We start from the raw sequence: 25,496 nt of genomic DNA, 5'->3' as shown, positions 1-25,496 counted from the left end.
GAGTGAATAGCATGGCCATACTGAGAGCCGCGGTACAGCCACCGCCGCCATGCAAGCAACCGATGGAGATATGTGCCCGATCAAGCCCGGTAGGGGGTGAGCAGAGCCGGATCGTCGAACAGCCCCGCCGGCAGCAGGTAGCGCGGGTCGCGCCCGGCGGCGAGCAGTTCGCGAATGCGGGTGGCGGAGATTTCCAGCGGAGTCACCGCCAGCTCGATGACCTTGCCCGCCGGAAGCGCACGCAACGCGGAAGCGTCGGCGATGCGCCGTCCGGCCACCTCGCGCTCCAGTTCGTCCGGCAGATCGGCTGAAACCCCCGGCCGGCTCAGCACGCCGATATGCGCCGCCCCGAACAGTTCGCGCCAGCGATGCCAACTGGCGAGGCCTCCAAATGCATCGGCGCCGAGCAGCAGCACCAGCGGGCGGTCGCCTTGCTCCGCGCGCAGTTCGTGCAAGGTGTCGATGGTCCAGGACGGACCGGCACGATCCAGTTCGCGGGTGTCGAGCGTGAGCCGCGACTGGTCGTGCAACGCGGCGCGCAGGATCGCCACCCGCTGCGCCGCCGTGGCGATCGGCGGCGCACGGTGCGGCGGCACGCTGGCCGGCAGCAGGCGCACCTCGGCGTCAAGCAGCTCGGCCGCTTCCCACGCCACGCTGAGGTGGCCCAGGTGCACCGGGTCGAAGGTGCCGCCGAAGAGGGCAAGTGGCTTGTTTGCGGTATGTGGCAAGAGCTACCCCTCCCCAGCCCTCCCCTGCTGCGCAGGGGAGGGAGCGATCAGGCGAGCGCGCGGGCGGCGCGCGGTTCGGCGATGGCGGCGATCAGCCGTTCGGCTTCCTGCCACGGATCGCCCTGTTCGCGGCCCTTGACCATGCGGTCGATGCGCGAGGCGCGCGCCAGACACTGCAGCCAGTGCTCGCGCGGCGCGCGGCGCAGGGCCTGGCGGAACAACGTCTCACGCGCCTGCCACAGGTGTTCGGCGCGGAACTGCGCGGCGAGGTCCGGTGCGTTGGCCAGGCGCAGTGCCAACTGCAATTGATTGACCAGCCAACCCATCAGCGCCAGCAGTTCGTCGCCTTCGGCGCGCAGCCCGGCAAGGATGCGCAAGGCACGCGCGCCGTCGCCGACGAACGCGGCGTCGGTGAGCTTGAACACGTCGTAGCGCGCGCTGTCGGCGACCAGGTCCTCCATCGCGGCGGCATCGACGCGGCCCTGCCCGTGCAGCACGGCGAGCTTGTCCACTTCCTGCGCGGCGGCAAGCAAGTTGCCCTCGACGCGCTCGGCCAGCAACGCCACCGCGTCGGGCGTGGCGGTGAGCCCACGCGAGGCGAGCCGTGCGCTGATCCACGCGCCCCACTGGTCCGGCCGCGGCGCGTTGAACACCACCATGGTGCCGCTGGCGTCGAGCTTCTTGCTCCAGGCGCCGTCGTGCTTGCTGCTCCACTCCATCGCGGTGATCAGCAGGGTGACGTCCGGCGGCGGATCGGCGCAGAACGCGCCGATCGCCTTGGCGCCGTCGATGCCGGGACGGCCGGTGGGCAGACGCAGGTCGATCAGCCGGCGGGTGGCGAACAGCGACATGCCGGCGGCCGCGCGGGCCAGGTCGTTCCAGTCGAAATGCTGGCCGACCTCGAGCACTTCACGTTCGCTGTAGCCCAGCTTGCGCGCCTGCGCGCGCAAGGCATCGGCGGCTTCGAGCACCAGCAACTGCTCGCCGGCCAGCAGGTAGACCGACTGCAGGCGATCCGCCGCCAGCGCCTTCTGCCATTGGCCGGGACTGAGCGGCATCAGTGCGTGCCGGCGGCGCCTGCCGGCGCGGCGAGCTCGTGTTGGCCGGCGGCCTGCAGGCGGAACAGGATCGCCTGCACCATGTCGTCGTTGAGGCTGCGCTGGATCTCCTCCACCTGCGACGCGTTGCCGACGGTGTTGCTGGCGTCGTAGCTGTAGTTGCGCGACATGTCGATGCGCTGCTGCGGCACCAGCACCTGGCCGGCACCATCGAGCACGTCGAACTGCACCTGGTAGCGCACCGCATATTCGGTGATGCGCACATAACCGCCGGCGCTCAGCGTCTCGGTGCTGAAAGCCGCCACCGGCACGCGCAGCTCGGCGATGCCCGGGCCACTGTCGTCCTCGACGGTGACGCCGGAGGTCTGCAGCGCACGGGCCAGGTGGCGCTCGAACTCGCCGCCGCCGTTGACGGCCAGATGCACCCGCTGCATCCCCGGCGGCAGACGTACGTTCTCGCGCAGGTGGAAACCGCAGGCGCCCAGCGCGAACGCCGTGGCCAGCAGCAGCGAGGCTTGGAACAGGCGGCGCGCCTTCATGAAGCTCATGGGTTTCATCCTGCGACGATGTTGACGATCTTGCCGGGTACCACGATGACCTTGCGCACCGTCATGCCTTCCAGGAAGTGCGCCACCTGCGGCTGGGCCAGCGCCAGCGCCTCGACGTCTTCCTTCGAGGCATGGGCGGCGGCCTCGATGGTAGCGCGCAGCTTGCCGTTGATCTGCACCGCCAGGGTCAGCGTGTCGCGCACCAGCGCGGTCGCATCGACCTGCGGCCATGGCTGGTCTTCCAGCACCGTCTCGGCGTGGCCCAGCACCTGCCACAGCGCATGACTGACGTGCGGCACCACCGGGTTGAGCAGCAGCACCATCGCCTCCAGCGCTTCGTGGCGCACGGCGCGACCCTGCTCGCTGGTGTCGTTGAACTTGCCCAGCGCGTTCAGCAGTTCCATCAGCGCGGCGATCGCGGTGTTGAACGCGTGCCGGCGGCCGAAATCGTCGCTGACCTTCTGGATCGTCTCGTGCAGCTGGCGGCGCAGGGCCTTCTGGCCCGCATCCAGCGCGGACGGATCGATGACGCCTGCGGCGTCACCCCTTCCGCCTGCGGCACCTTCCCCTGCCGGCAGGGGAAGGGAAGCGGAGTGGCCTGCGGCCACGCCACTTATACGGGGGTGATCCGGACCCGCCGCGTGCGTGGTCACCTCGCGCCACAGCCGCTTCAGGAAGCGCGCCATGCCCTCGACGCCGGCCTCGCTCCATTCCAGCGACTGCTCCGGCGGCGCGGCGAACATCGAGAACAGGCGCACGGTGTCGGCGCCGTACTTGTCCACCATGGTCTGCGGGTCGATGCCGTTGTTCTTCGACTTCGACATCTTCTCGGTACCGCCGATGTGCACGCTCTGGCCGTCGGCCTTCAGCACCGCGCCGGTCACGCGCCCCTTGTCGTCGCGACGGACCTCCACCGCGGCCGGGTTGATCCAGTCCTTCGAGCCGTCGGCGTTGTCGCGGTAGAACGTCTCGGCGGTCACCATGCCCTGGCACAGCAGGTTCTGCGCCGGCTCGTCCGAGTGCACCATGCCGGCGTCGCGCAGCAGCTTGTGATAGAAGCGGAAGTACAGCAGGTGCATGATCGCGTGCTCGATGCCGCCGATGTACTGGTCGACCGGCAGCCAGTAGTTCGCGCGCTCGTCGATCTGCGCCTGCGCGCCGGGACTGGTGTAGCGCGCGTAGTACCAGCTCGACTCCATGAAGGTGTCGAAGGTGTCGGTCTCGCGCTCGGCCGGGCCGCCGCACTGCGGGCAGGTGGTCTTGCGCCACTCGGGGTCGGCCTTGATCGGCGACTGCACGCCGCTGAACGCCACGTCCTCGGGCAGCACCACCGGCAACTGGTCTTCCGGCACCGGCACCGCGCCGCACTTGGCGCAGTAGATCACCGGGATCGGGCAGCCCCAGTAGCGCTGGCGGCTGACGCCCCAGTCGCGCAGGCGCCAGTTGACCCGGCGCTGGCCCTTGCCCGCCGCCTCGAGCACGCCGGCGATGTAGTCGAACGCGGCGCGGCAGTCCTTGCCGTCCATCGCGCCGGAATTCACCACGCGCATGTCGGCGCGGGCCTTGTCCGAATACCAGTCCTGCCACGTCGCCGCGTCGTAGTTCTCGTTGCCGGCGGCAATCACCTGCCTGATCGGCAGGCCGTACTTGTGCGCGAACGCGAAGTCGCGCTCGTCGTGGCCGGGCACCGCCATCACCGCGCCGGTGCCGTAGCCCATCAGCACGAAGTTGGCCACCCATACCGGCACCCGCTCGCCGCTGACCGGATGGATCGCGTACAGGCCGGTGGCCATGCCGCGCTTGTCCTGGGCTTCCAGTTCGGCCTCGGAGACGCCGCCGTGCTTCAGCTCGTCGAGGAACGCCGCCAGCTGCGGGTTGCCCTGCGCCGCCTTGTGCGCCAGCGGATGCTCGCCGGCGATCGAGACGAAGGTGACGCCCATCAGCGTGTCGGGGCGGGTGGTGAACACGCTCAGCGGTTCGCTCTCGCCTTCCACCGCGAAGTGGATCTCCATCCCCTCGCTGCGCCCCAGCCAGTTGCGCTGCATGGTCTTCACCGCGTCGGGCCAGCCCGGCAGCGCGTCCAGCCCGTCGAGCAATTCCTGTGCGTAGCCGGTGATCTTCAGGAACCACTGCGGGATCTCGCGCTTCTCGACCACCGCGCCGGAACGCCAGCCGCGGCCGTCCACCACCTGCTCGTTGGCCAGCACGGTGTGGTCCACCGGGTCCCAGTTCACCACCGCGTTCTTGCGGTACGCCAGGCCCTTCTTCAGCAGGCGGGTGAACATCAGCTGTTCCCAGCGGTAATACTCCGGCCGGCAGGTGGCGAATTCGCGACTCCAGTCGATCGCGTAGCCCAGCGACTGCAGCTGGCTGCGCATGTGCTCGATGTTGGCGTAGGTCCACTTCGCCGGCGCGGTGGCGTTCTTGATCGCGGCGTTCTCCGCCGGCAGGCCGAAGGCGTCCCAGCCCATCGGCTGCAGCACGTTCTTGCCCTGCATGCGCTGGTAGCGGCTGATCACGTCGCCGATGGTGTAGTTGCGCACGTGGCCCATGTGCAGCGCGCCCGACGGGTACGGCAGCATGGAAAGGCAGTAGAACTTCGGCCGCGACGCGTCCTCCTTCACTTCATAGGCGCGCTGCGCGTTCCAGTAGCGCTGCGCGGCAGCCTCCACCGCCTGCGGGCGATAGGCGGCTTCATCCTGGTCGGGGGTGGTCGGGGCTTGAGTGTCCTGCATGGTTCCGTTGCCGTGGTGCGATGAATGCGTGCCGGAACAAGCCGGCGAGTGAACTGATCAGACTAGCCCAGCGCAGGCCGGGCGCCAAGTTTGCGCCCTCAGCCGGCCGGGCAGGCAGGCGTCCGGCCGCTGCCGAGCGCGCGGGCCACGCCGGCGACCTGCGCCGCCAGCCGGCCGAGCGCGCGCTGATGGCCCTGCACCAGCGCGGGATAACCCGGCCCCACCGCCTCGCTGACCCGGCTGGTGCAAGCCAGCGCGGCGGGCCGCTCGCCGTGCAGCAGGCGCACGCTCCAGGCCGCCTCGATCAGGGCGTAGCTGCCGGGTGCGGAGTCGAACCGGCGCAGGTCCAGCTTGATCCGCAGCAGCGGCTGGCCGTTGCCGGGCAGGCCGCTGACGTCCGCGCTGCCCAGTTCGCGCGCCAGCTCGGCCGACAGCGCACTGCGCACTTCGTCGCCGAGCGGGGCGATCCAGCGCTCGCTGCCGAGCAGGGCCACGCCCTGCCCGCCTTCGCGCACCACCAGCTGCGGCTGGTCGACCTGGGCCGGCACGCCGACCGGCAGCAGTTCGAACGGCAGCGACGGCGCAGACGACGCCGCGGCCGACTCGTCGGCCGGCGCCACCAGCGTGTAGTAATGCAGCGGCGCCGAAGCGCAGGCCGCCAGCAGCAGGCCGGCCGCCACGCCCGCCAAGTGTCTTGCGCTACGCATCATGGCTTGCTCCCTTGCGCCGGCGGAACCGCCGCGGGCGCGGTGACGGGTGTCGCGTCGGCCGGCTTCGCGTCCGGGCGACGGCCGCGGATCAACGCCTCCGGATGGCCACCCAGGTAATCGGTCAGCACGCGCAGCGAACGCGCCATGCGCTGCAGCTGTTCCAGCGTGGCGCCCAGGTTCTGCTGCAGCGGCGAGTCGCCGGCCAGCGCCTCGTTCGCCGTGCCCATGGTCTGCCGCACGCCATGCAAGGTGTCCCTGACCGCCGGCAGCGTCTGGCCATTGACCTGCTTCAGCGTGCGGTCGAGCCCGGCCAGGCTGCGGTCCAGGTTCTGCCCGATGCTGTCGAACGGCACCTTGGCGAGCTTGTCCACGATCCCGGCCATCTGCTCCTGCAGCTTGTCGAAGCTGCCCGGCACGGTGGGTACGGTCAGCGGTTTCGCGGCCGGGTCGAACGCCACCTTCGGCGTCTTCGGGATGAAATCCAGCGCCACGTACAGCTGGCCGGTGAGCAGGTTGCCGGTGCGCGCCTGCGCGCGCAGGCCGTGCTCGACCAGGCGCCCCATCAACTGCGGCAGGTCGGCATTCTCGCCGTGCGCCCTGGCCAGCGCTTCCAGCTTGTCGTAGGCGGCGCCCAGGCGCTGCGGGTAGATCACCGCGCCGACCAGCACCGGGAAGCGCTGCGTCCGCTCGTCGTAGTCCAGCCGCACCGACACCACCTTGCCGATGTTGATGCCGAGGAACTCCACCGGCGCGTCCACCGCCAGCCCGCGCACCGACTGCTCGAAGCGCATGCGGATGTAATGCGGCTCGCCGTCCGGCGGCGCCATCGCGGTGGCCTGGTCGTTGAACAGCTTGTACGAAGCGTCTTCCGCCGCCGGCGTGCTGTCGTGCGGGCCAGGCGGGTCCTGGAACACCACGCCGCCGGCCAGCACGGTGGCCAGCGACTGTGTGTTGACCTTCAGCCCGTTCGCGCCGAGCGACACGTCCACGCCGCTGGCGTTCCAGAAGCGCGAGGAGCGCGTGACGAACTTGTCGTTGGGGCCATCCACGAAGATGTGCAGCGAGACGCCCTTGCCGTCCTTGTCCAGCTCGTAGGACGCCACCCGGCCGACCTGGATGCGTCGGTAGTACACCGGCGAGCCGATGTCGAGCGATCCCAGGTCGTCGCTGTGCAGGATGAAGCTGCGCCCCGGCGCGCCATGGTTCACCGCCGGCGGCAGTTCCAGTCCCTTGAACTCGTCCTCCGGTTCCGTCGAATCGCCCACGTCGGCGCCGATGAAGGCGCCCGACAGCAGGGTGTCGATGCCGGACACGCCGCCCAGGCCGATCCGCGGCCGCACCACCCAGAAGCGCGTGTCCCTGGTGGCGAAGCCCGCAGCGCTCTTCTCCAGCGCCACGCTGACCAGCACGTGGCTGCGGTCGCTGCTCAGGCGGATCTTGTTGACCCGCCCGATCACCACGTTCTTGTACTTCACCGGGGTCTTGCCGGCGTCCAGGCCTTCGGCGCTCTGGAAGCTGATGGTGATCTGCGGCCCGGCCTGCAGCCAGTTGTTGATCACCAGCGACAGGCCGACCAGCGCCGCCAGCGCCGGCACCAGCCAGATCAGCGAGGCGTTCACGCGCCGCCGCCTTACCACCGGCCGCGGCAGTTCGCCATTGCCCGGCGGAGCCGGTTCGATGGGGTTGTCGTCAGTCATCGGTATCCTTGCCATCCCAGATCAGGCGGGGGTCGAAACTCATCGAGGCCAGCATGGTCAGCACCACGGTCAGGCCGAAGAAGATCACGCCGGGCAGCGGTTCCACCAGGCTCAGCACGCTGAAACGCACCAGTGCGGTCAGCAGCGCCACCACGAACACGTCCAGCATCGACCAGTAGCCGATCAGCTCGACCAGCCGATAGAGTTTTGCACGCTGCACCCGCGCCCAGCCGCTGCCGCGCCGGCTGCTCACCAGCAAGGTGCCCAGCGCGAGGAATTTCAGCATCGGCACCACGATGCTGGCGGTGAACACGATGATCGCCAGGTCCGGCGAGCCCTTCACCCACAGCTCCACCACGCCGCTGATGATGGTGTTGTCGTCCACGTCGTTGAGGCTGGCGGTGCGCATGATCGGCAGCACGTTGGCCGGGATGTACAGGATGAATGCGGCGATCAGCAACGCCCAGGTACGCGCGTAGCTGTCCGTCTTGCGCCGGCGCAGCGTGCTGCCGCAGCGCGGGCAGGCCATGGCGTCGCCCACGCCGTCGCCGTCCAGTTGCGGGTCGCCGGGCACGGTGCGGCACACCTGCCCGCACACCGTGCAGGCGATCAGGCCCAGCTCGACGGCGCGCGGCATGGCGTTCACGCGGCCTGCTCCGGCACTTCGTCCCACAGCCGGCGCAGATCCACTCCGGCGAAGATGGTGATCAGCAGGGTCAGCGCGGCATACGCGTAGATGCCCGGGTCCGCGATCACGTCGAAATAGGTGTGCGCCTTGACGATCGCCACCAGCGCGCCCAGCACGAACACCTCGCTCATCGTCCACGGCCCGAGGTAGTGCAGCCCCACCATCAGCCGCACGAAGCCCGGTGCGCGCCGCCCGACCCGGGCGAACCACAGCAGCCAGCCCAGCAGCAGCATCTTCAGCAGCGGAAAGAAGAACAGCGTGGCGGCCACCAGCACCGACACCACCTGGGCCTGCTCGCGCCACATCGCGAGGATCACGCCCCACAGCGTGGTGCTGCTCAACTGGCCGCTCAGGCCCAGCGTCACGATCGGCCACATGTTCGCCTGCACGAACACGATCATCGCGGTCAGGATCAGCGCCAGCATCGCGTTCACGCTCATCGCGTGGTGGCGCTCCAGCTCCGCCCCGCAGCGCGCGCACGTGGCCACGTCGCCGCGCGCCAGCGGGCGCCGGTGGTAGACCGTGTCGCAGTGCTCGCAGACCAACAGCGCTTCAGGTGAGCTCATGCCCATGCAGCGGGTGCCTTGCCTCGGCGTGACGATCCGGGGATTCTCGCAAATCTATCGTGAACGCGCCGCTTGATATGCTGCGTCGCCACCCTGATCTGAACCGGCACCCGCCGAGCTGGAGTTTCCCGTGACCGATGCCGCCACCGTTTCCCACGTGTTCGACGTGGACCAGCAGACCTTCGAAGCCGACGTGCTGCAGGCTTCGCTGACCACGCCGGTGCTGGTGGATTTCTGGGCCGCCTGGTGCGGGCCGTGCAAGACGCTTGGCCCGATGCTGGAAAAACTCGCCGCCGAGTACAACGGCGCGTTTCGGCTGGGCAAGGTGGACGTGGACGCGCAGCAGGAACTGGCCGGCATGTTCGGCATCCGCAGCATCCCCACCGTGGTGCTGGTGAAGGATGGCCAGGTGCTCGACGGCTTCACCGGTGCGCTGCCCGAAGGCCAGCTGCGCGAATTCCTGTCGCGCCACGTGCAGCCGCTGGAAGCTGCCGAGCCCGCCGAGGAAGCCGTGCCGGAAACCCCGGAGCAGGCGATCAACCGGCTGCAGCAGGCGATCGCTGCCGCCCCGGATCGGCCCGAACTGAAACTCGACCTGGCACTGGCGCTGATGCATGCCGGCAACGTCGCCGCCGCCGAAGCCGAGCTGGCCGCGCTGCCGGCCAACCTCGCCACCGACGCGCGCGCCGTGCGCCTGCGCAACGAACTGGAGCTGGCCCACGCTGCACAAGCCGCGCCCGGCGTGGCCGAACTGCAACAGCGCGTGCAGGCCGATGCCGGCGACTGGGAGGCGCGCGACCAGCTCGGCGTGCAACTGCTGCGACAGGGCGATGCCGAAGCCGGCCTGGAACAGTTCCTCGTCATCCTGCAGCAGGCCCGCGACTGGAACGACGGTGCCGCGAAGAAGCGCCTGCTTGCCGCCTTCGCCACGCTCGACGACGCCGAACTGGTCGGCCGCTACCGGCGCCGGATGGCTTCGCTGCTGTTCTGAGCCGGCCTTCTGCAACGCAACGTGGCGTAGGGCGGGCACTGCCCGCCGGCGTTTGTTCTCCGGCGACGCGAAAGCGGCGGACGGTGTCCGCCCTACGGAAAAGCCCACTCCATACCGCTGCGTACGCCCGGGTATGATCGGCACTTCCCGCCCGGATTCCTCTCCCATGCGCGCCTCCACCTTCCGTCGGCTGCTCAACCTGTGGCCGCCGTACCTGTTCAGCGGCATCCGCGTGCTGTCGCTCAGCGACGACTACCGCGAGGCGAAGGTGGTGCTGCGGCTGCGCCCGTGGAACCGCAACTACGTGAAGAGCCAGTTCGGCGGCAGCCTGTTCGCCATGGTCGACCCGTTCTGGATGCTGCTGGCGATGCACCAGCTCGGCCGCGACTACTACGTGTGGGACAAGGCCGGCACGATCGACTTCGTGGCGCCGGGCTACGAAGACGTCTACGCCCACTTCAAGCTGGAAAGCAGCGTCGTCGACGAACTGCGCGCGGCGGCGGCCGGCGGCGAAAAAGTGCTGCGCTGGTTCGAGACCGAAGTGACCACCGCCTCCGGCAAGCTCATCGCGGTGGTGCGCAAGCAGCTCTACGTGCGATTGAAGCCGAAGGCGCGCGCCGCCGCGTAGGGCGGACACCGTCCGCCGGCTTTCCCGGCCCCCTGCACGACATCCACGGCGGACGCCGCAGCCGCCGCCTCACTCGCGTTCGAAGCGGGCGATCTCGTCGAGTTGCCGCGAGACGCGCGCCAGCGTGCAGCCGGACATGTCGTCGACCATGCGCCGCAGCCACGGCGAGCGGAGCGGGCGAGCGGCCAGGCGGCGCGCCAGCCACAGGCTGAAGCCGACACCCACGGCGCCCACCGCCATGTTCGCCCAGATCCAGCCCGAGGCCCCGGCGAACATGTCGGTCCCGGACCACCAGGTCAGCACCACCAGCGGCAGCAGCAGCCACAGGAACCACCACGGCAGGCCCAGCGCCAGCGTGCTGACCATGCGGAAGCGGCGCAGCTGGGCCAGCCGCCGCTGCAGCACCAGCACCGGCGCGTCGAACAGGTAGATGCGGCTGAGCAGGAACAGCTGGGTGGCGCTGGACCAGATGCCGGCGATGCCATAGGCATGCAGCAGCAGGCCGACCACCAGCAGATGCGTGACCTGCCGGTGCGCCACCCAGAACGAGGCGACGAACACCACGAAGGCCAGCCAGCAGGCGATCTCGAGCGCCTGCCCCAACAGACTCCAGCGCAACGTCGAACGCGCCTTGTCCAGCCGGCGGTCGCGGAAATCCTGACGCAGCAGCGCCTCCATGCCGTCCTGACGCAGGTCCAGGTGTGCCCACGCCTGTTTCATCTCGTCGAGTTCCATGGTCATGCTCCGGTGGCCTGCGCGGCGGTCATCTGGCCGCGCAGTTTCTGCCTGATGCGACCGAGCTTGGTCGCCACGTTGGTTTCGCTGAGGCCGAGGATCTCGGCCATCTCGGTATAGCTGCGGTCTTCCAGGTACAGCAGGATCAGCGCGCGGTTGAGTGGATCGAGCTGGCCGATGAACGCGTACAGCGCGCTCAGTCGTTCGTCCTGCTCGGGTATCGGCTCGCCGCCGCCGACGGTTTCCAGGTGATGCGCTTCCAGCGGCTCGAAGCGGTCGGCCTCCGGCCAGCGCCGCGCCTGCGAGATCGCCACGTTCAGCGCGATGCGGTACAGCCAGGTGGAAAACTTCGCCCGCCCCTCGTCGTAGCTACCGAACGAGCGCCACAGCTGCGCGCTGATCTCCTGCACCAGGTCGTCGCGATCGGCGGCGCTGCGGCTGTACAGGCCGGCCACCTTGAACACGATCCTGCGATGCTCGTGCAGCAGCGACTCGAAACGTTGCTGGTGTTGTCTGCCGGTCATGGACGCCTGCTTCCTCGCGGTTCCCCCCATGATTCGCAGGGTACGGAAAAAAATCACAGGGCAACGATGGGCGGCGGGTGCGCTTCCGAAGGTCGGCGAGGACATGGCGAACCCCGACCGGGAGGCTTCGCAGGTCCGCCGGGAGGTTCGCAACCCCGGCGAGGAGGTCGCGAAGCCCGACGGAGAGGTTCCGAACCTCGACGGGGACGTGGCCCAGGTCGGCGCGGCGGTTCGGAAGGTCGACGGGGAGGTCGCGAAGCGCGGCGGAGAGGTTCCGAAGCTCGACGGGGACGTGCCCCAGGTCGGCGCGGCGGTTCGGAAGGTCGACGGGGAGGCCGCGAAGCGCGGCGCCGGGGTGGCGAACCGCGCTGCCGCGGTGGCGCCGGTCCAGGTCGACCGGCAAGGGCCCGGCGGCACGGTCGGCGACCGCCCCGCCGGGGTTCACGACTCAGGCCGCGGCCGGTTCCGGCGCGGCACGGTTGGCACGCGGGCCGGGGAAGCGCTGGCGCAGGTCGTCGTACACGTCCTGCGCGCCGTCGCGGCCGCGGTGGGCCGCCTCGCGCACGCTCTGGTAGTAGGCCAGGTCGGCCATCCACACCTCGCTGGCCACCAGCTGCAGCGTGTCGTCCACGCTGGCGGCCAGCGTCTGCAGCTCTGCCGCGAAGCGCAGCAACTGGCTGCGCAGGGCGCGATCCTTCTGCACCTCGGCCAGATCCACGAAACCCGGCACGAACTCCGCCCGGTTCGCCATATAGGTCACGCACTTCTCGTCGAACCCCACCGACTTCGGCCCCAGCCGCGGCAAGGCCTGCCGCTCCTGCGCCGACAGCGTCACCAGAAACGGCAGCGCCGCACGCATCGCCGCCAGCGCGCCCTGCACCGAAGTCACCTGCTCATCCGACAGCACCGCCGAAATTCGATTGTCACTGGACATGGAAACACTCCCTTGTATGTCGCAAGCCGCCGGATCGGCGGCGCGGGGAGCGTAGCAATCACCGGCTGCGGGCTTGGGGCGCGGTGTGGTGTAGGGGATGGATGAGGGTTGCCGGGTAGTGTGGTGTCCTGGCTGTCGCGTCCGGCTTGCCACCATCGACAGCAGAAGCAAGAGCTTTCGTGCGCCGTTGGCGCCCGAGTTACTTTCTCTTTGCGTGGCCAAAGAGAAAGTAACCAAAGAGAAAGGCCACCCCGCTTGGCGCTTGCCGCCCATCCATGGGCGGCAAGTCCGTGAGCCGGAGCCGGGCTTTTCGAGCGGGCTCCTGCCCGCGCGAAAAGGCATCGACATCCCTGTCGATGCCCGCTGCGCGGCCTGTCGGCCCCGCCTCACCGCCGCGCAAGGGACCCCGGTAAAGCAGCGGGCCATCGTGGCCCGCACTCCTCAGAAAAGCTGGAGCAGAGCAAAAGCCTCGGCGCTCGGCCAGGAACACGGACAGACGTTCCACCACCCTTCGGAGATGAAGGTAATGTGGGAGTGGTTTTGGATGGCCGCTTTCGGCCCAGGCTGTGTGAAAACTCTCTGAGTCGATAGACTTGTCCCACCGCGCCGACGAGAGTTGCCGATGGGACGTTTTGTTGAAGGTGAAGATCGCTCGCAGAGCACCTTGCTTCCCGAGCGCCTCGACGACTACGTGACGGAAGACAACCCCGTGAGGGTGGTGGACGTCTTCGTCGACAACCTCGATCTGACCGCGCTGGGGTTTGAGCGAGCGATTGCACAGGCCACTGGTCGTCCGGGCTATCACCCGGCCACGCTGTTGAAGATCTACATCTACGGCTACCTCAATCGCGTGCAGTCGAGCCGGCGTCTGGAGCGCGAGGCGCAGCGGAACATTGAGCTGATGTGGTTGACCGGTCGACTGTCGCCGGACTTCAAGACGATCGCCGATTTCCGCAGGGACAATGGTGCGGCGATCCGCCGGGTCTGCCGCGAGTTCGTGGTGTTGTGTAGGCGGCTGGATCTGTTTTCGCAGGCGCTGGTAGCCATTGATGGCAGCAAGTTCAAGGCGGTCAACAATCGCGACCGGAACTACACCCGCGCCAAGGTGCAGCGCCGGATCGAGCAGATCGAAGAGAGCGTGGCGCGATATCTGTCGGAACTGGACAGCGCGGATCGCCAGGGTGCAGCCCCGGTCGCCGAAGCGCACACGACGCGACTTCACGAAAAGGTCGAGAAGTTGCAGTCGGAGATGCAGCGCATGCAGGCGTTAGCCAAAGAAGTCGAGGCCGCCCCTGACCAGCAGATCTCGCTGACCGACCCGGATGCACGATCCATGGCGACCAGCGGCAAGGGTACCGGCACCGTCGGCTACAACGTACAGACGGCGGTCGATGCGCAGCACCACCTGATCGTCGACCATCAGGTCACCAACATCGGTAACGATCGCAGCCAACTGGCGGCCATGGCAAAGCGTGCGCGCACCGCAATGCAGGCCGAACACATTGAGGTTGTCGCTGATCGTGGTTACTTCAGCGGGGAAGAAATCGTGGCGTGCGAGGAAGTCGGCATCACCGCCTACGTCCCTCGTCCGCAGACCTCCAACAACCAGGCCAAGGGCCTGTTCGGCAAGCGGGACTTCGTCTATCTGCCCGAGACCGACTCTTACCGTTGCCCGGCCGGACAGTCGCTGATCTGGCGTTTCAGCACGGTCGAAAAGGGATTGACGCTGCATTGCTACTGGAGCTCTGCGTGCAAGGCCTGCCCGCTCAAGACGCAGTGCACCTCTTCGCCGCAACGACGCGTCAAACGCTGGGAGCATGAAGCCGTAATCGACGCGATGCAGCAGCGTCTGGATCAGGATCCAGACAAGATGCGCATCCGACGGCAGACGGTCGAACACCCCTTCGGCACCCTGAAGGCCTGGATGGGGTCGACGCACTTCCTGATGCGTACGCTCAACCACGTCAGCACAGAGATGAGCCTGCACGTGCTCGCCTACAACCTCAAACGCGTGATGAAAATCTTGGGCATCGCACCGCTGATGCAGACGATGTGCGCCTGAAGGCGCTTTGCACCCGAAATACCTCCGCCAAGGGGCGCGATGGCGATCTTCGGTCTCGATCAGTTGCTCCGAAATTCAAGAGGCGAAGTCTTCGCGGCGGCGTCTGTAGGTGATTGCAAGCGGCCAGCAAACCGCTCGGCGCAGCCATTACGCCATCATTTGCAGCGCGCACGCGTTTTCACACAGCCTGGACCCTAAGCGGACATCTCGCTTAGTGATCTAATTACTGCGTATTCCTGGTTCGATGTGCGAATCGTCGGGAGTTGACACCGGCGTAGGCCGCGAGACACATGCGGCTTAACATCAGCCCATTGCCCTGTGTACGAATGACCTAACATGCCTAACCGCGATAAGCCCGCCCGTCACTCGCCAGCCGGTACATCCGCTAAGGCCGCCAAGACGGCTAAGACGCCACAAAAGCGCCGTCGAGCTGCGCCGGCGACTTTGAGATCCACATCAGGCGCGGGATTTCATTTCGAGGACCTGATCAGCGCGTGGTTGATGGTCCACATGATCCAAGGCGCGCCCATTCCGTTTGTCGGGGGCACAGCGTCACAAGTCCAGGCGCAGGTATCGGCGCTTGGTTGGACGATCGACGATCTGCTGGTGACGTCGGATGCCGGTCGCCTTGCCCTGTCGGCCAAGGGCAACACGCAGGTCACTGCCGCAGGCCTTCCGAGGGATTTCGTCGAACGGGCATGGGCGCAGTGGCGGGACGCCACGGGCGTAGTTGATCGCACGAAGGATCGCCTGGCGCTGGTCACCAATGCACCCATCGCCGCATTCGAAGCCCCTTGGAGGGAAATTCGAGCCGCATGCGAGAGCCCTGACCCCACCTTGGGTCTGGCGCGTATTCGTCAGAACCGGAAGCAGGTACGCGTATTCCAGAGCGTGCTCGCCGTTCAGCCGACCCCGCGCGACGAAGACGCCGTGGAGTTGATACGCCACCTGCATGTTCTGCCGCTAAACCTGGAAGCCGAGCACTCGACCGACCGCAGTGCTGCACTCGGGCAGATTCGCGTGATGTTGGCCAGCGCGGATGCCGCCGAGGCGGAGGAGGTGTGGGAGTACCTCGTCAAGGTCGCGAAGCGCGTTCGACTCTCCCTCGGGACATTGACCCTGCAGGACCTTTGGGAGGAACTGAAGCATCGCTTTCGATTCCTCAATCGACCCAACTTTTCGGCCGATTGGCACCACCTCGATCAAATCACGTCGGACAACAAGTCGAGGATCGAGACCCAGTTTTCGTCCGGCCACGTCCTTCCGCGTACAACGGCCTCTGATGGACTCTTGGCGGCGATCAAGTCCAATCGGGTCGTCGAACTCGTCGGTGAATCGGGAACGGGCAAATCCGCGCTCCTCAAGCGGGTCGCGGAATTGCACCTGACCGATTGGACGCAGGTTTGGCTGCGACCAGAGGACCTGGGCAATGTCTTGAGCGCAAACGGTCGAGCACGTAGCGGGCTGAGGCACCCGATCGAGGAGATCCTTCCAACGACGGCGGCCGAACGAGGCTTGCTGGTGCTCGACAGCGCAGAACGCATCTCGCAGGAGGACAGTTTCCTCGCTCGCAAACTAATCCAGTTCCTAAGGTCATCCGCATCGGGCAACACCGGTTGGCATGCGGTCATCGTCACCCAGCGAGTCGACCCGCGCCTGACGGGCCCGGCGTTCGAGGTGGCGGTGGGCGCGCTGTCGGAGGGTGAGGTGCAAGACGCCATACGGGGAGACAGCCGGCTTGCATGGCTCGCTTCGCGTTCGGAGGCCGTCGCAAATCTCGGTAACCTGAAGACCCTTGCCTGGGTGCTGGAATCGAGCATCTCGCTCCCGGAGAGCGGTGTACCCGTTCATTACCCGCTGATCGCCGACCAGCTTTGGTCGTACTGGACAGGCGATCGCCGCGACGTCCAGGTACTGACAATGGAGCTCGCGTGCAAGGAAGCGGAGTTCCAGCCTCGAACTCCATTGACGGAGCTTGGCGTGGAACGCGCGAGGGTGCTCGACCCCAGGACCTCTCCGCTGCCGTTGCGGATCGATAAGGCCAATCGTGTAGAGTTCGAGCACGACCTGGCAGCAGACCTCGCGCGCTTTGAATGGCTCAAGCAATTCACCGAAGAGCCTGATCGGTGGGTCGCACTCGCGACGAATCCGCTGTGGCGTAACGCATTTCGGGTATTCGGCCAATACCTCCTACGAGAAGGCGTTGGCGAGAGAGCTGCATGGGATACGGCATTGGAGTCCGCGGACGCCGCTGAGGGCGGCCGAAGCTCGGCGGGGAACCTTTTGCTTGAGGCGCTCATGCTCGACCCTGAGGCCGATCGCTTCCTGCACGAACGAACGCCCCAACTGCTGGCCGATAGGGGCGCGCTCCTGACCCGTGCATTGAGCCGCTTCCGTCACATATCGACCTCGCAAACGATCGGAAGCGAGGCGTCGATCGTGGAGATGTTGCTCGCGTCCAGGTTCCGCTCGGTCATCATCGAGCAGTGGTTTCCCGTCCTGCGTTACCTAGTGGGTCTGCGCGAGCAACTGCAGGGTATGGAATTGCCAGCCTTGGCCGAGGTCATTGAGAGCTGGCTCTCGCAGATGCCGCGCTCGTTGGGCGAGGGAACACGCGTTCCTTATCGCCGTGAACTCGCCCAGATCGCCCTGGACATGGCCCGTACGGTCCAGGCAGAGAAGGCCGCCGGCACGTGGTATATCGAGAAAACCACTGCGATCTACACGGCAGCACTCGCCGGAATTTCCGATCTTCCGGATAAAATCGGAGCCTGGGCCCTGGAGCTTGCAGGCAGGCGCGCGATCGACGTTCACGTGCAGCAACAGGTGAGCGCAATCCAACATGCGAAAGCCGCCGAACACGCGAAGCGAATTGCGGAGAACGAGACCTACCGCAGTCGATACGATGCGGCCCGGCGGATGCCGCCGACGCTAAGGTCGTTTCGCACGCCGCTGCCCGCATGGCCCTTGGGTCCGCGAGGTGAGGTCGACCCGACATTCCGTAAGGCAGTTCTGGAGAGGGGACTCTCGTACGTCGCGCTCCACGATGCATCGCTTGCCAAGGAAATTCTCCTCGCGGTTCTGATCGAGGAGTCGCCTACGCGCGACGATCAGGACGTCCGGTACGAAGCCAACCTGGGGCTGACGTCGCGCGAGTCTCCCTATCCCAGCACGTTCAACCAGAGCCCGTTGATGGTCTTTCTGGGTATCGCCCCTGACGTAGCGCTCGGGACAATGACGCAGCTCGTCAACTTCTGCACCGACCGATGGGCCGAACAGGACGGCGAGGAGGCGCCCGTGCAACTGGCCGCCCGTGGTAAGCCGCTTCGACCTTTAATTGGCGATCACCATGTTCTGCAGTGGTCGCAACAGTCGTCCCACCGCAACGGCCACCTGTTCGCGGCCCTCGACGCTCTCGAGCGATGGCTGACGATGCAGATCGATGGGGGAGTAGACGTGGCGCCAGTCGTGGCTCGTCTTTTCCGCGAGACACACTCGGTCGGCATGCTCGGCGTACTCGTCAATGTCGCAAAACACCGACCTGATCTACTGAAAGGGCCGCTCTTGCCGCTTCTCAGCTCGCCCAGGCTTTACTACTGGGACGCGTTCCGCGTGGAGCACATCGGCGACACGTTCCAGCCGCACATGTGGATCCGTTTCGGGGAGGGTATATACGAGTTCATGCGAAAGTGGGCGTTCGCCCCACATCGCTCCCGGTCTCTCCTGGATGTCGTCACCAAGCTGCTGCTCTCCGATACGGCTTTTGCCTCCCATGTTCGCGAAATGGCAGCGCAATGGGAGCAACCACGGGACGAGAAGGCTCGCTTGGAGCACGACATCCTGCTCGCGCAGCTCGACAGTCGCAACAACTTGCCGGACAGTTCCGGCGAGGGAGGGGCCCGTTTCACCATGCCGCCAGATCTAGAGGCCAGGATCGACACGTGGCATGCCGAGAATGGGCAGACGACCGAGGCGTTGGTGCTTCCCCAACGATGCATCGACCGGCTCTCCGCCATGCAGGCACTGGGCGATGAAGAAGCACGGTACCTGGCGTCCTGTCTGACCAAGTTTGATGCCGTCGAAGGTCAGAACGACGAGACCAAGGCGAATGCACGCGTTGCGGCGGCGGCCACGCTTCTGGCGCGAGGGCACGAATGGCTCGAGGCTCACGCGGAGATTCGTGGACTCTCCGAGGGACTCATCGAGCAAACGGTCAGCGCCCTCGAGGTCGATCAGGACGGTGGCCGCGCGTTTCGTATTGGCTACTCGATTTTCGACCTGCGATTACTGGCAATCGCGGTGGTCGACCAGTGGTCGACGTCGGCGGGAACGCCACGCTGGGAGCGTCTGCTTCTTCGGCTGATGACGAGCCAAGACCGTGGCGGCGCAGCCGCCGTGGTCGCGGCCGCACACGCAGCCAGGCTCTCCCTTGGAGCGGCCTGGTGGCGGCTGCTCAAGATCTGCTCGATGTGGGCGGCACTCGCGTTACTCACGCCACGCTACGGCGATCCGCCGTCGACGCCTGCACGTTGGCAGCGCTGGCGCGAGCGATTGACCAGGCTCCGGGTCTGGGGTGTCGCCTCGTCCATGCAAGACCTGCGATTGGATCGACTGGCGCTTGGTGTCCACCGAATCGATTTTTCCCGTCAGGTTCGAAATGCCGCCCGCAGTGAGGACAGGACCCGACGGTCGCCTGAGTTCGGCCGCGGCCCGGGTCTTCATACCCTCGTCCTGCAGGGGGCCTTCCGCTGGCTCCTCGAAGGAGAGGGGACGGGCAACTGGGAGCACGACGTCGCGCTGTGCACTGCGCTGTGGAAGCTCGAAGTCGACGGGGCGGGCCCGAAGCGCGACGGCGATTCTGAGCTCGATCTGCCCGGCGACCAGCTTGGCTACGAGATCGTCGCAACGCTCGCCCATAAATCGGTCGATGCACCCCCAGGGCTAGCCCAGATGGCGTGGTCTCCCATCATTGAGCTTGGACCCGACGGGGAGGCCGCAGTTCGCCATTTCCTGTCCGCCATGTTCCTACAGTTGCTGCAGACGGACGCGAAGCCAAGCTTCGAGGAAGAATGGGCGCACATCGTCGAATTTATGCTGTCGCCTCGGTGGTCGGCCAACACGCGTGTCTACCGAACGGCGCGCCTCGTCGGGCAAGCACTGGGCTTCGGCCTGGATTCGGCGCTTGCACGTCTACCGACCGGGGCAGTCGGGCGCCATGCCGATCTTTATCGGCGGTGGGCGTCAACATACCTACATTGCGACGAGGACGCTCTGTCCAGCCTCAGCGCCTTTGCGTCGACTGATGTCGGCGCACCCATCCGGCGCGATGCATTGGTATGGATCGCGGCGGCGCTGCCCGAGTCGGCTTCTCGATTCGATGAGGTGGAAGGCAGCCTCCTTGAGCTCTGCCATAAGGCGCTAAACGATCACCGGGCTGAGCTCCGCAAGGACGGCGAACTACGCGGCTCGGTAGTGAATACCTTAGATTGGTTGGCACGACGCAACAGCGCTCCCGCGCTGGTCCTGCAGCAACAGGTTCGCCTCATTAACGCCCATGCCAAATAGCGGTATCAGGTGGGCGGCGACCAGCAGATCCACAGGCGACCCAACTTGAGAGCGATAAACTGCCGGCGAGTCGCTCGCATCGAGCGCGATACATACACGTTGGCGATGTCCGCTTTTGGCCCAGGCTGTGTGAAAACTCTCTGAGTCGATAGACTTGTCCCACCGCGCCGACGAGAGTTGCCGATGGGACGTTTTGTTGAAGGTGAAGATCGCTCGCAGAGCACCTTGCTTCCCGAGCGCCTCGACGACTACGTGACGGAAGACAACCCCGTGAGGGTGGTGGACGTCTTCGTCGACAACCTCGATCTGACCGCGCTGGGGTTTGAGCGAGCGATTGCACAGGCCACTGGTCGTCCGGGCTATCACCCGGCCACGCTGTTGAAGATCTACATCTACGGCTACCTCAATCGCGTGCAGTCGAGCCGGCGTCTGGAGCGCGAGGCGCAGCGGAACATTGAGCTGATGTGGTTGACCGGTCGACTGTCGCCGGACTTCAAGACGATCGCCGATTTCCGCAGGGACAATGGTGCGGCGATCCGCCGGGTCTGCCGCGAGTTCGTGGTGTTGTGTAGGCGGCTGGATCTGTTTTCGCAGGCGCTGGTAGCCATTGATGGCAGCAAGTTCAAGGCGGTCAACAATCGCGACCGGAACTACACCCGCGCCAAGGTGCAGCGCCGGATCGAGCAGATCGAAGAGAGCGTGGCGCGATATCTGTCGGAACTGGACAGCGCGGATCGCCAGGGTGCAGCCCCGGTCGCCGAAGCGCACACGACGCGACTTCACGAAAAGGTCGAGAAGTTGCAGTCGGAGATGCAGCGCATGCAGGCGTTAGCCAAAGAAGTCGAGGCCGCCCCTGACCAGCAGATCTCGCTGACCGACCCGGATGCACGATCCATGGCGACCAGCGGCAAGGGTACCGGCACCGTCGGCTACAACGTACAGACGGCGGTCGATGCGCAGCACCACCTGATCGTCGACCATCAGGTCACCAACATCGGTAACGATCGCAGCCAACTGGCGGCCATGGCAAAGCGTGCGCGCACCGCAATGCAGGCCGAACACATTGAGGTTGTCGCTGATCGTGGTTACTTCAGCGGGGAAGAAATCGTGGCGTGCGAGGAAGTCGGCATCACCGCCTACGTCCCTCGTCCGCAGACCTCCAACAACCAGGCCAAGGGCCTGTTCGGCAAGCGGGACTTCGTCTATCTGCCCGAGACCGACTCTTACCGTTGCCCGGCCGGACAGTCGCTGATCTGGCGTTTCAGCACGGTCGAAAAGGGATTGACGCTGCATTGCTACTGGAGCTCTGCGTGCAAGGCCTGCCCGCTCAAGACGCAGTGCACCTCTTCGCCGCAACGACGCGTCAAACGCTGGGAGCATGAAGCCGTAATCGACGCGATGCAGCAGCGTCTGGATCAGGATCCAGACAAGATGCGCATCCGACGGCAGACGGTCGAACACCCCTTCGGCACCCTGAAGGCCTGGATGGGGTCGACGCACTTCCTGATGCGTACGCTCAACCACGTCAGCACAGAGATGAGCCTGCACGTGCTCGCCTACAACCTCAAACGCGTGATGAAAATCTTGGGCATCGCACCGCTGATGCAGACGATGTGCGCCTGAAGGCGCTTTGCACCCGAAATACCTCCGCCAAGGGGCGCGATGGCGATCTTCGGTCTCGATCAGTTGCTCCGAAATTCAAGAGGCGAAGTCTTCGCGGCGGCGTCTGTAGGTGATTGCAAGCGGCCAGCAAACCGCTCGGCGCAGCCATTACGCCATCATTTGCAGCGCGCACGCGTTTTCACACAGCCTGGGCCGATAGCAGTCGGTAGCCGCTACATCGCATAGCCGAGTTGCATGCTAGCGCTGGCATCGCGGTGTTGCTCTTCGCAACCGCAACGCGGTTGCGCACCGAGTGCGGGCCATGGCGAGGGCATGGATGCCCGAGTTGAGGCAACGCAGGAGCAGTTGCCCGATGGCCCGCTGCTCTACCCGGGGCCCCTGTGCGGCGGTGAGTCGGGGTCGACAGGCCGCGCAGCGGGCGAGTCCATGGATGGACTCGCCTTTTCGCGCGGGCAGGAGCCCGCTCGAAAAGCCCGACCCCGGCTCACGGACTTGCCGCCCATGGATGGGCGGCAAGCGCCAAGCGGGGTGGCCTTCTCTTTTGGTTACTTCTCTCTTGGCCACGCAAGAGAACAGTAACTCGGCTGCCGCAGGCAGACGAAAGCTCTTGCTCTGCCTGAAGGCTCCGCCGCAGACATGACGGATGAAGTGCGATGCCTGCCTTCGCAGGCATGACGGGCGTGGAGGTGCGGTGCCTGCCTTCGCAGGCATGACGGGTGTGGGAGTGCGATGCCTGCCTTCGCTGGCATGACGGGTGTGGAGTGCGATGCCTGCCTTCGCTGGCATGACGGGTGTGGGAGTGCGATGCCTGCCTTCGCGGGCATGACGGGTGTGGGAGTGCGATGCCTGCCTTCGCAGGCATGACGGGGGTGGGAGTGCGATGCCTGCCTTCGCAGGCATGACGGGGGTGGGAGTGCGATGCCTGCCTTCGCTGGCATGACGGGTGTGGGAGTGCGATGCCTGCCTTCGCGGGCATGACGGATGTGGAAGGGTGCTGCGGCGGGCGGGCCTTCGGCCAGAATGACGGCTGTGGGAGGACAACGTTGCGCTGGAACCTCGTGCCCGGGCGCAGCACAACCGCCCTCGCCTACAATGCGGAATCCCCTCGCACCAGGACCACCCCATGCCCCGCCTGCGCGTCAAACGCTACCTGCTCACCGGCCTGCTCACCTTCCTGCCGCTGTGGGTGACCTGGCTGGTGTTCAAGTTCGTGCTGGGGCTGCTGGCCGGGATCGGCGAGCCGCTGGTGGCGGGGCTGCTGCAGGGGCTGGCGCTGGTGGCGCCGCATACGGCCGAGTCGCTGAAGATGGAGTGGCTGACCTTCATCGTGGCGTTGCTGGTGACGCTGGCGGCGCTGTACCTGCTCGGCTTCATCGCCAACCGGGTGATCGGCCAGCGCTTCCTCGACGCGTTCGACGCGCTGCTGGCGCGCATCCCGCTGGTGCAGACCATCTACGGCGGCACCAAGAAGCTGATGTCGGTGCTGCAGCAGAAGCCGTCCGGCCTGCAGCGCGTGGTGCTGGTGGATTTCCCGCGCAAGGGCATGAAGGTGGTGGGCTTCGTCACCCGGGTGATGGTGGAGGAAGGCAGCGGCCGCGAGATGGCGGCGGTGTACATCCCCACCACGCCGAACCCCACCGGCGGCTACCTGGAAGTGGTGCCGGTGGAGGAACTGACCCCCACCGACTGGACCATGGACCAGGCGATGGCCTTCATCATTTCCGGCGGCGCGGTGGCGCCGGACACGCTGCCTGCCTCGCCCCGTTTGCCTGCCGAAAACCCGTAGGAGCGCGCTGGCGCGCGATGCTTTTCGGAAGCCTCGACGAAGAGCATCGCGCGCCAGCGCGCTCCTGCAACAGCGCTGAGACCTGCCCATGTACCGATTGCTGTTGTCCGCCCTGCTCGGGCTCGCCGCCCTGGCGGCAAACGCCACCGACTGGACCACGCCGGCCGAGGCCGTGCAGTTCCGCACCACGCCGAGCTACGCCGACACGCTCGATTATCTGCAGCGGCTGCAGCGGGCGGCGCCGGGGGTGATCCGCCTGGAAACCTTCGGCACCACGCCGGAGGGGCGACCGATGACGGTGGTGATCGCCAGTGGCGACGGCACGTTCGATCCGGCCGCCGCGCGCGCCGCGCACAAACCCGTGGTGCTGCTGCAGGCCGGCATCCATCCCGGCGAAATCGAGGGCAAGGACGCCGGGCTGATGCTGCTGCGCGACGTGGCCGTCGGCGGCAAGCACCCGCACCTGCTCGACCAGGTGGTGCTGGTGTACATCCCGGTGTTCAGCGTGGACGGCCACGAGAATTCCAGCCCGTACCACCGCATCAACCAGAACGGCCCGGAGCGCATGGGCTTCCGCGGCCAGTCGCAGTACCTCAACCTCAACCGCGACTACGTGAAGGCCGACGCGCCGGAGATGCGCGCGTGGCTGCGGCTGTGGCAGCGCTGGCTGCCGGATCTGCTGATCGACGTGCACACCACCAACGGCGCCGACTACCGCTACGACCTCACCTGGTACACCGAGGACCCGCACAAGCTCGACCCCGCGGTGAGCGCCTGGCAACACGATGCGATCGTCAAGCATGTGATGCCGGCGTACGAGCGGCGCGGCCACCTCGCCTCGATCTACCTGGAGTTCAAGGACGGCCGCGACCCGCGCAAGGGGATCGTGAATTTCGGCTCCGGCCCGCGCTTCTCCACCGGCTACGCGGCGCTGCAGAACCGCCCCGCGCTGCTGATCGAGACGCACATGCTGAAGCCGTACGCGAACCGCGTGCGCGCCGTGTACGACCTGGTCGAGCTGCTGCTGCAGCAGGTCGGCGCGCAGCCCGCCGCCCTGCTCGCCGCCACCGCGAAGGCGGATGCCGACACCATCGCCCGCGCCCTCGATGCGAACGCGCGCGTGGCGCTGACCTTCAAGCCCGACCCGCAGCCGACGAAGTTCGAGTTCAAGGGCTACGCGTTCACGCTGAGCCACAGCGACATTTCCAACAGCACGTGGATCCGCTACGACCCCGGCCAGCCGAAGAACTACACGATCGACAACTGGAACGGCCTGCTGCCGGACGTCTCGATCGCGCCGCCGGCCGCCTACGTGGTGCCGGCGCCGTGGACCGCGGTCATCGACCGGCTCGACGCGCACGGCATCCGCTACCGGCGTACCGACCGGCCGCTGGCGATCCGCGCCGAGGGCTACCAGCTCGACGACCCGAAGTGGGCCGAGCGGCCGTTCGAAGGGCACCTGATGCTGCGCGACTTCCGCCTGCACGCCGTGCCGCGCGAGGTGACCCTGCCGGCCGGTTCGGTGGTCGTGCCGCTGGACCAGCGCGCGGCGAACGTGGCGATCGAGCTGCTCGAACCGCAGGCGCCGGACTCGCTGCTGCGCTGGGGCTATCTCGACGCGGTGTTCGAGGCCAAGGAGTACGGCGAGCCGCGCGTGGTCGAGCAGCTGGCGCGCGACATGCTGGCGAAGGACCCGGCGCTGAAGGCCGCATTCGATCGCAAGCTGCACGACGAGCCCGCCTTCGCCGCCGACAGCCGCGCCCGGCTGATGTTCTTCTTCGAGCGCTCGCCGTGGTACGCGGCGCAAGCCGTGGGCGCCTACCCCGTGCTGCGCCTGGGCGCCGCGCAGCTGCAGCAGCTGCCGCCCCAAGCACCCGCCCGACAGGCGCCGCAACCCTGACCTTTGACACTGTGTCAC

At 66.7% G+C, this 25,496-nt stretch carries 18 protein-coding genes; 7 read left to right on the top strand and 11 right to left on the bottom strand.

Annotated features, from left to right (window positions below; translation table 11 throughout):
* Nucleotides 1–80 precede the first annotated feature (80 nt).
* From nadD to R5H19_RS04725, 8 genes are all read right to left on the bottom strand, one after another.
* A complete protein-coding gene (gene nadD, locus R5H19_RS04760) occupies nucleotides 81–728 on the bottom strand; it encodes a nicotinate-nucleotide adenylyltransferase (protein WP_318157804.1) in 648 nt (215 codons plus the stop codon).
* Nucleotides 729–775: 47 nt separating this feature from the next.
* A complete protein-coding gene (gene holA / locus R5H19_RS04755) occupies nucleotides 776–1,786 on the bottom strand; it encodes a DNA polymerase III subunit delta (protein WP_318157803.1) in 1,011 nt (336 codons plus the stop codon).
* Entirely contained in the window at nucleotides 1,786–2,334 is a 549-nt protein-coding gene (lptE, locus tag R5H19_RS04750) for an LPS assembly lipoprotein LptE (protein WP_318157802.1), read from the bottom strand. The genes holA and lptE overlap by 1 nt, the downstream gene beginning before the upstream one ends.
* 5 nt (nucleotides 2,335–2,339) lie before the next feature.
* Entirely contained in the window at nucleotides 2,340–5,069 is a 2,730-nt protein-coding gene (gene leuS, locus R5H19_RS04745) for a leucine--tRNA ligase (protein WP_318157801.1), read from the bottom strand.
* Between the two features lie 98 nt (nucleotides 5,070–5,167).
* The gene (locus R5H19_RS04740; RefSeq protein WP_318157800.1) at nucleotides 5,168–5,779 is read right to left on the bottom strand and encodes a PqiC family protein; all 612 of its coding nucleotides are present in this window, start codon (nucleotides 5,777–5,779) and stop codon (nucleotides 5,168–5,170) included.
* On the bottom strand, nucleotides 5,776–7,476 hold the full coding sequence (locus tag R5H19_RS04735; RefSeq protein ID WP_318157799.1) for an MlaD family protein: 1,701 nt from the start codon (nucleotides 7,474–7,476) through the stop codon (nucleotides 5,776–5,778). Before R5H19_RS04735 ends, R5H19_RS04740 begins: the two co-directional genes overlap by 4 nt.
* A complete protein-coding gene (locus tag R5H19_RS04730; RefSeq protein ID WP_318157798.1) occupies nucleotides 7,469–8,122 on the bottom strand; it encodes a paraquat-inducible protein A in 654 nt (217 codons plus the stop codon). The genes R5H19_RS04735 and R5H19_RS04730 overlap by 8 nt, the downstream gene beginning before the upstream one ends.
* Entirely contained in the window at nucleotides 8,119–8,736 is a 618-nt protein-coding gene (locus R5H19_RS04725; RefSeq protein ID WP_318157797.1) for a paraquat-inducible protein A, read from the bottom strand. The genes R5H19_RS04730 and R5H19_RS04725 overlap by 4 nt, the downstream gene beginning before the upstream one ends.
* A gap of 124 nt (nucleotides 8,737–8,860) precedes the next feature.
* Here R5H19_RS04725 and trxA point away from each other — a divergent pair, with 124 nt between their 5' ends.
* Together trxA and R5H19_RS04715 are read left to right on the top strand one after the other, a co-directional pair.
* The gene (trxA, locus tag R5H19_RS04720) at nucleotides 8,861–9,721 is read left to right on the top strand and encodes a thioredoxin (RefSeq protein WP_318157796.1); all 861 of its coding nucleotides are present in this window, start codon (nucleotides 8,861–8,863) and stop codon (nucleotides 9,719–9,721) included.
* A gap of 166 nt (nucleotides 9,722–9,887) precedes the next feature.
* The gene (locus tag R5H19_RS04715) at nucleotides 9,888–10,349 is read left to right on the top strand and encodes a DUF4442 domain-containing protein (protein ID WP_318157795.1); all 462 of its coding nucleotides are present in this window, start codon (nucleotides 9,888–9,890) and stop codon (nucleotides 10,347–10,349) included.
* Between the two features lie 69 nt (nucleotides 10,350–10,418).
* Here R5H19_RS04715 and R5H19_RS04710 read toward each other — a convergent pair whose 3' ends face one another.
* The 3 genes from R5H19_RS04710 to R5H19_RS04700 all read right to left on the bottom strand — a co-directional run bounded on the left by R5H19_RS04710 (nucleotide 10,419) and on the right by R5H19_RS04700 (nucleotide 12,542).
* Complete coding sequence (locus R5H19_RS04710; RefSeq protein ID WP_318157794.1) at nucleotides 10,419–11,084, bottom strand: hypothetical protein; 666 nt, start codon at nucleotides 11,082–11,084, stop codon at nucleotides 10,419–10,421.
* Between the two features lie 2 nt (nucleotides 11,085–11,086).
* A complete protein-coding gene (locus R5H19_RS04705) occupies nucleotides 11,087–11,608 on the bottom strand; it encodes a sigma-70 family RNA polymerase sigma factor (protein WP_318157793.1) in 522 nt (173 codons plus the stop codon).
* 448 nt (nucleotides 11,609–12,056) lie between these two features.
* Nucleotides 12,057–12,542 (bottom strand): hypothetical protein, encoded by a 486-nt coding sequence (locus tag R5H19_RS04700; RefSeq protein ID WP_318157792.1) that lies wholly within the window; start codon nucleotides 12,540–12,542, stop codon nucleotides 12,057–12,059.
* Nucleotides 12,543–13,164: 622 nt separating this feature from the next.
* Between R5H19_RS04700 and R5H19_RS04695 the strand changes: the two genes are divergently transcribed.
* From R5H19_RS04695 to R5H19_RS04675, 5 genes are all read left to right on the top strand, one after another.
* A complete protein-coding gene (locus R5H19_RS04695; RefSeq protein WP_318157052.1) occupies nucleotides 13,165–14,604 on the top strand; it encodes an IS1182 family transposase in 1,440 nt (479 codons plus the stop codon).
* A gap of 336 nt (nucleotides 14,605–14,940) precedes the next feature.
* Nucleotides 14,941–20,169 (top strand): ATP-binding protein, encoded by a 5,229-nt coding sequence (locus R5H19_RS04690; protein ID WP_318157791.1) that lies wholly within the window; start codon nucleotides 14,941–14,943, stop codon nucleotides 20,167–20,169.
* A 183-nt stretch (nucleotides 20,170–20,352) separates the two neighbouring features.
* On the top strand, nucleotides 20,353–21,792 hold the full coding sequence (locus tag R5H19_RS04685) for an IS1182 family transposase (protein WP_318157052.1): 1,440 nt from the start codon (nucleotides 20,353–20,355) through the stop codon (nucleotides 21,790–21,792).
* Nucleotides 21,793–22,915: 1,123 nt separating this feature from the next.
* Complete coding sequence (locus R5H19_RS04680) at nucleotides 22,916–23,578, top strand: DUF502 domain-containing protein (protein ID WP_318157790.1); 663 nt, start codon at nucleotides 22,916–22,918, stop codon at nucleotides 23,576–23,578.
* 88 nt (nucleotides 23,579–23,666) lie between these two features.
* Entirely contained in the window at nucleotides 23,667–25,478 is a 1,812-nt protein-coding gene (locus tag R5H19_RS04675; RefSeq protein ID WP_318157789.1) for a M14 family metallopeptidase, read from the top strand.
* The last annotated feature ends 18 nt before the right edge of the window (nucleotides 25,479–25,496 follow it).

The organism is Rhodanobacter sp. KK11 (genome assembly GCF_033345435.1).
Taxonomy (GTDB): Bacteria; Pseudomonadota; Gammaproteobacteria; order Xanthomonadales; family Rhodanobacteraceae; genus Rhodanobacter.
This window is presented reverse-complemented; position numbering and strand designations above follow the sequence as displayed.